At 72.5% G+C, this 6,342-nt stretch carries 4 protein-coding genes; 3 read left to right on the forward strand and 1 reads right to left on the reverse strand.

All coding sequences use genetic code 11. The features are described from left to right. Positions 1–4: 4 nt before the first annotated feature. On the forward strand, positions 5–571 hold the full coding sequence (locus ACFUN8_RS19905; protein ID WP_383639049.1) for an NUDIX domain-containing protein: 567 nt from the start codon (positions 5–7) through the stop codon (positions 569–571). 32 nt (positions 572–603) lie between these two features. Here ACFUN8_RS19905 and ACFUN8_RS19910 read toward each other — a convergent pair whose 3' ends face one another. Then, entirely contained in the window at positions 604–2,970 is a 2,367-nt protein-coding gene (locus ACFUN8_RS19910) for a glycoside hydrolase family 31 protein (RefSeq protein WP_383639051.1), read from the reverse strand. A 235-nt stretch (positions 2,971–3,205) separates the two neighbouring features. Here ACFUN8_RS19910 and ACFUN8_RS19915 point away from each other — a divergent pair, with 235 nt between their 5' ends. Continuing rightward, positions 3,206–5,194, forward strand: coding sequence for an acetoacetate--CoA ligase (locus ACFUN8_RS19915; protein WP_383639054.1), 1,989 nt, complete (start codon positions 3,206–3,208; stop codon positions 5,192–5,194). 77 nt (positions 5,195–5,271) lie between these two features. Beyond that, positions 5,272–6,234, forward strand: coding sequence for a hypothetical protein (locus ACFUN8_RS19920; protein ID WP_383639057.1), 963 nt, complete (start codon positions 5,272–5,274; stop codon positions 6,232–6,234). Positions 6,235–6,342 lie beyond the last annotated feature (108 nt).

Below are 6,342 nucleotides of genomic sequence, written 5' to 3' on the forward strand. Positions count from 1 at the left end.
GCGCGTGCCCGACCCCGAGAACGACTCAGCCGCCCCCAGGAACCAGGTCGTGCGGAACTCGCACTGCGGCAGCTGCGGCGCGCCGTATCCCGCCGGCGCCGACTGGCCGCGAACCTGCCACGTCTGCGGCGACACGGCCTATCGCAATCCGCTGCCTGTCGCGATCACCCTGCTGCCCGTGACCGACGACCGGGGCACCTCGCTCGTCGTCATCACCCGCACCATCGAACCCCGGCGCGGCCACCTCGCGCTCCCCGGCGGCTTCATCGACCACGCCGAGGACTGGCGGCACGCCGCCGTACGCGAGTTGCGGGAGGAGACCGGCATCGAGGCCGCCGAGCGGGACGTCCGACTGGCCGACGCGATGAGCGCGGCCGACGGCGCCCATCTGCTGCTCTTCGCGCTCCTGCCGGCACGCCCCGTCGCCGAACTGCCGGCGTCGGTGGCCACCGACGAGACGGACGGCTGGCAGCTGCTGCGGGCTCCCGCCGAGCTGGCGTTCCCGCTGCACACGGCGGCGGTACGGGCCTGGTTCGCCGGCCGGTACGACACCGCGACGCGCCCCGGCTGACCTTCGCCCCGGAGACCCGGAGACCCGGCGCCCTACCCCCGTACCCGCACCGGCAGTTCCGGCGGCACCACACCGTCGTCCGTCACACGCTCGACCACCACCTCGCCGCCCACCAGCCGTGACGTGTACCGCTCCACCTCCGGATACGCCCACCCGTCCCCGGCGTCCCGCACCACCAGCCCGCCACCCGTACGCCCCGGCGCCGGGGGCCACACCTCCAACTCAAGGCCCCCGACCGCCCCGTCCGGACCGGCACCGCCCCGCACCGGGATCACCGAGCCCGCCCGCGCCAGCACCGGAATCCTGGACGGCGGGGCGTCCAGCAGGACCTGACCCGGCCCCTCGTACGCGGCCCCGGTCGCCGTGTCGTACCACCGCCCACGCGGCAGCCGCACCGCGCGCCCGTCCGTACCGGCCTCCAGCACCGGTGCCACCAGCAGCGAGTCCCCGAGCAGAAACGCGTCCTCGCAGTCCCGCAGCGCCCGGTCCTCCGGCGCGCCCCACCACACCGGACGGGCGTACGGCGCGCCCGTCAGCCGCGCCAGCTGGGCCAGCGTCATGAAGTACGGCCCCAGCCGCTCCCGCTCCAGGAGCGCCGCCCGCGCGTGGCCGAGCACCTCGTCACCGAACTCCCACGGCTCCCTGCGCCCCGCGTCGATCGACGCGTGCGTACGGAACAGCGGCAGATACGCGCCCAGTTGATACCAGCGCAGAAACAGCTCCGGCGACGGACTCCCCGTGAAGCCACCCACGTCCGGCCCCGAGTACGGCACCCCGCACAGCCCCAGCCCCAGCACCAGGGCGAGCGAGGCGCGCAGCCCCGGCCAGCCGGTGTCCACATCGCCCGACCAGGTCCCGCCGTACCGCTGCATCCCCGCCCAACCGGACCGCGAGAAGAGAAACGGCCGCTCGTCGGGCCGCAGCCGCCGCAACCCCTCGTACCCGGCCATCCCCATCGTCAGCCCGTACACGTTGTGGGCCTCCCGGTGATCGCCACCACGCCCGTCGAGCGCGTGCCTGGCCGACAGCGGCAGCGTCATGTCCCCGAACGGCGCGAACGACACCGGCTCGTTCATGTCGTGCCAGACGCCCGAGAAGCCCTGCGCGAGCCGCTCCTCGTAAAGAGAGCCCCACCACTCACGCACCGCCGGATCGGTGAAGTCCGGATAGACGCACTCACCCGGCCAGACCTCCCCCCGTACGTCGTCGCCGCGCGCGTCCCGTACGAACGCGCCGGCCGCCGAACCGCTGTCGTACGTGTCGTTCCCCGGCTCCGCCTTCACCGCCGGATCGACGATCGAGACCAGCCGCACCCCCTCGGCACGCAACTCCTTGGCGAGAGCGGGCAGATCGGGGAAGCTCCGCCGGTCGACGGTGAACACCCGATGCCCGTCGTAGTGGTCGATGTCCAGATGGATCGCCGACAACGGCAGCCCGCGCTCCTGATAACCGGTCACGATCCGCCGCACCTCCTCGGCGCTGCCGAAACCCCACCGCGCGTGCTGCGGCCCCAGCGCCCACGCGGGAGGCAGCGCCGGCACACCCGTCAGCGCCGTCCAGCCGTGCAGCACCCGCGCGGGCGTGCCGAGCAGCACCCAGCAGCGCAACGGACCGCCGCCCATCCGCAGCTCGGACGTGCCCGGCCGGTCATGACCGGAGCCCGCGCCCTCCTCACCCTCCTTAAGAGTGACGCGCCCGTCCCACGAGTTGTCGTAGAAGGCGAGGTGCGTACCCGCGTCCGCCACCACCAGCTGCACCGGCATGGTGATGTACAGCGGATCGTCGCCCGGGCCGAAACCGCCCCGCGGATCGGTGTTCCACAGGCGGTACACGCCGTCGCGCAGCCGAGGCCCGGACGCCCGCCCGCCGAGCCCGAAGAAACGCGCGTCCGCCGCCACCTCGGCCCGCTGCGCCCACCGCGCGGGCCCGCCCCCGTCCACCGGCTCCCACCAGCGCGGCGGCAGCTCACGCCGCAGCACGACACCCCCGGGCGTCGCCACCTCCACACCGCCGTGCCGGGACACCGCCACCGTCACGCGCTCGGACACCACCCGCCAGCCGCCGTCCTTGTCGGGCTCCAGCACGGCCCGCGGATCGGGCTCCGGCGGATCGCCCGCCAGCGCGTACGACGGCGCGGGCTCCGCCCCGTCCCACCCCCAGAAGACCCCGCCGCCCACGGCCACCCACACCCGCAGCTCGGCCCGCGCGAACCGGACGATCCCGCCCCCCGCCAACGGCTCCGCACCACGCACCGGACCGGGCACCCTCGCCCGCTCCGCGCCCCGCGCCGGCAGATCCCGCTCGTCCGTACGACGGCGGCGCCAGGCCGACCGCACCGTCCGCATCCCCCGTACCGAACCGGCATCTTTCATCGAGCGCAGCAGTTCACGACCGTCCATGCTGCTCAGCCTGCCATCCGGCGGAGACCGAACCGACCGCGTTCAACTCCCGTTCACCCATGGTCCGGCCACATGTCGCCCGCGCCTCATTCCCGCACATCAGCAGGCGTCACAGGGGGACTGTCTGGTGCGAAAGACGATCACATGGCATCGTCCGTGGGAGCCGGGGCGCACCTCCGCACGCGTGCGCGCGCCCCACGCACACCACGCGTCGAGCCACCCCGGGAGCCACCGCATGACCTCAGCAGCAAGCCCAGCGCCCCTGTGGCAGCCGAACGCCGACCGCATCGCGGCGGCGCACGTGACCAGGTTCCAGACCTGGGCGGCCGAGCGGTACGGGGCCCCCGCCGAAGGCGGCTACGCGGCGCTGCACCACTGGTCGGTCACGGAGCTGGAAACGTTCTGGACGGCGATCGCCGACTGGTTCGACGTACGGTTCTCCACCCCGTACGAGCGCGTACTCGGCTCACGCGCCATGCCCGGCGCCGAGTGGTTCCCCGGCGCCACCCTCAACTACGCCGAGCACGCCCTGCGCACCGCCGAGGACCCCGCGCGCGCCGACGAGCCCGCGCTCCTGCACGTGGACGAGACCCAGGGACCCACGCCCGTCAGCTGGGCGGAGCTGCGTCGCCAGGTGGGTTCACTCGCCGCCGAACTGCGCGCCCTCGGCGTACGCCCCGGCGACCGCGTCAGCGGCTACGTCCCCAATGTCCCGCAGGCCGTCGTCGCCTTCCTCGCCAGCGCCGCCGTGGGAGCCGTCTGGACGTCCTGCGCACCGGACTTCGGCGCCCGCAGCGTCCTCGACCGCTTCCAGCAGATCGAGCCCGTCGTCCTGTTCGCCGTCGACGGCTACCGCTACGGCGGCAAGGAACACGACCGCACCGGGACCGTCGCCGAACTCCGCGCCGAACTGCCCACCCTGCGCGCCGTGATCCACATCCCCCTGCTCGGCACCCCGGCCCCCGACGGCGCGCTCGACTGGTCCGCCGTCACCTCCGCCGACACCGAACCGGTCTTCGAACAGCTCCCGTTCGCCCACCCCCTCTGGGTCCTGTACTCCTCCGGCACCACCGGCCTCCCCAAGGCCATCGTCCAGTCCCAGGGCGGCATCCTCCTCGAACACTTCAAGCAGCTCGGCCTCCACTGCGACCTGGGCCCCGACGACCGCTTCTTCTGGTACACCTCCACCGGCTGGATGATGTGGAACTTCCTCGTCTCCGGCCTGCTCACGGGAACGACGATCGTCCTGTACGACGGCAGCCCCGGTTACCCCGACACCGGAGCCCAGTGGGGCGTCGCCGAGCGGACCGGAGCCACCCTCTTCGGGACCTCGGCCGCGTACGTGATGGCCTGCCGCAAGGCGGACGTCCACCCCGCACGCGACCACGACCTGTCCAAGATCGCCTGCGTCGCCACCACCGGCTCCCCCCTGCCGCCCGACGGCTTCAACTGGCTCCACGACGAGGTCGCCGACGACCTGTGGATCGCCTCCGTCAGCGGCGGCACCGACGTCTGCACCTGCTTCGCCGGAGCCGTCCCCACGCTCCCCGTCCACATCGGCGAACTCCAGGCGCCCTGCCTCGGCACCGACCTCCAGGCGTGGGACGCGCAGGGCGAACCCGTCATCGACGAGGTCGGCGAACTCGTCGTCACCAATCCCATGCCGTCGATGCCCGTCAGGTTCTGGAACGACCCCGACGGCAGCCGCTACCACGACAGTTACTTCGACATGTACCCCGGCGTCTGGCGGCACGGAGACTGGATCACCCTCACCGACCGCGGCTCGGTCGTCATCCACGGCCGGTCCGACTCGACCCTCAACCGCCAAGGCGTACGGATGGGTTCGGCCGACATCTACGAAGCCGTGGAACGCCTCCCCGAGATCCGTGAGTCCCTCGTGATCGGCCTTGAGGAACCGAACGGCGGCTACTGGATGCCGCTCTTCGTCCACCTCGCCGAAGGCGCCGTACTCGACGACACCCTGCGTGCCCGGATCAAGGCGACCATCCGCCAGGAACTCTCGCCCCGCCACGTCCCGGACACGATCATCGAGATCCCGGCCGTCCCCCACACACTCACCGGCAAGCGGATCGAGGTCCCGGTGAAGCGCCTGCTCCAGGGCACGGAGCTGGCCAAGGCGGTGAACCCCGGCTCGGTCGACAACCTCGAACTGCTGCACTTCTACGAGTCCCTGGCCCGGGAGCGTCGCGAAGGCCGCGGCTAGCACGAGGCGCCATTGTCAGACCCCCCGATTACTCTGAGTGAGCAGTGATCGACAGTGCTCAGCGCTCAGGGGGAGTCATGGCGCACACCAACCGCAAACACCACAGGAACAACCGACGGATCGGCCGGACCGGAGGGACGGGCCCGGCCGGCACTTCGAGGCGCGCACGGAGCGAACGGCGCGTGCTCCGCCGCGAAGTGCCGTGCACCGTCGGGCTGCTCGCCGACGAGCAGGACTTCGGCGCCATGCGGCGCTACCGCACCTTCACCTTCGACGACCACCGGAAGTACCTCCGACAGATCGACGGACTGCTCCGCTCCCTCGCCACCGAGGGAGCGCACACCGCGGTCGCGCTCTTCGACCCGGAGGAATTCGCCGAGTACTGCGCGGAGACCGGCCTCGATCCGGACACCGAGACCAGCCGGGCCCGCTTCACGGCACGTATCGCGGTGACGGGCGGCGCCGTCGTGCCTTACACCGGACAGTCCGTCGGGCGCCTCGTTCCGGAGCTGGTCAACACCGCTGTCCGCAGGGCCACTTGGGAGTACGCGACGATGGTCCTCGCCGACCTCGGGGAGTGCGCCGACTGCGGCGTGGACATCGGACGCGCCTCGTTCGACCGCGCCTCACGGCACCTGACCCAGTTGATCGAGCGGGCCGGACCGGGCACACACCATCTCGTGTGCAGCATCCCCACACCGGACGAACAACTCCTCGCGGCCCTCCATGTGGAACGGCCCGACACGGGGCCCGCCCGGCTCGACGCGTCCGAGAGCGCGGAGTTCGTGACCGTCCTCGCGGCGGGCATCGCACTCGACAGCCACGGGGGAGTCGTCCTCCGTACGACGGGGCCCGACGCCCCTGACCGGCTCCACGGCTGGCGGCTCAGGAACAGCGGCCTCGCACCGCTCAGCGAGGGACAGGTCTTCAGCGCCTACTGCACCGACGCCGACACGGGCGAACCGCTCTCCCCGGAACCGGGGGTGGAGTACCGCGCGGGCTTCGACCTCGGCATCGAGGACGCCGACCTCCACCGCTGAAACGCGAGGAGCTTCCCGCCCCCACGGGGCGGGTAGCTCCACCTACACCAGCAGTCCGGTCCCGGTGCGGTCGGCGGCGCCTGGGCGGCCGACCGGGCGCCCTCGGCG

The sequence above is a fragment of the Streptomyces sp. NPDC057307 genome (genome assembly GCF_042667665.1).
In the GTDB taxonomy this organism is placed as follows: domain Bacteria; phylum Actinomycetota; class Actinomycetes; order Streptomycetales; family Streptomycetaceae; genus Streptomyces.

Excerpts from the sequence above, each read along its gene's own strand:
- ACFUN8_RS19915 (WP_383639054.1), top strand. The coding sequence starts at position 3,206 with ATGACCTCAGCAGCAAGCCCAGCGCCCCTGTGGCAGCCGAACGCCGAC.
- ACFUN8_RS19910 (WP_383639051.1), bottom strand. The coding sequence starts at position 2,970 with ATGGACGGTCGTGAACTGCTGCGCTCGATGAAAGATGCCGGTTCGGTA.
- ACFUN8_RS19920 (WP_383639057.1), top strand. The coding sequence starts at position 5,272 with ATGGCGCACACCAACCGCAAACACCACAGGAACAACCGACGGATCGGC.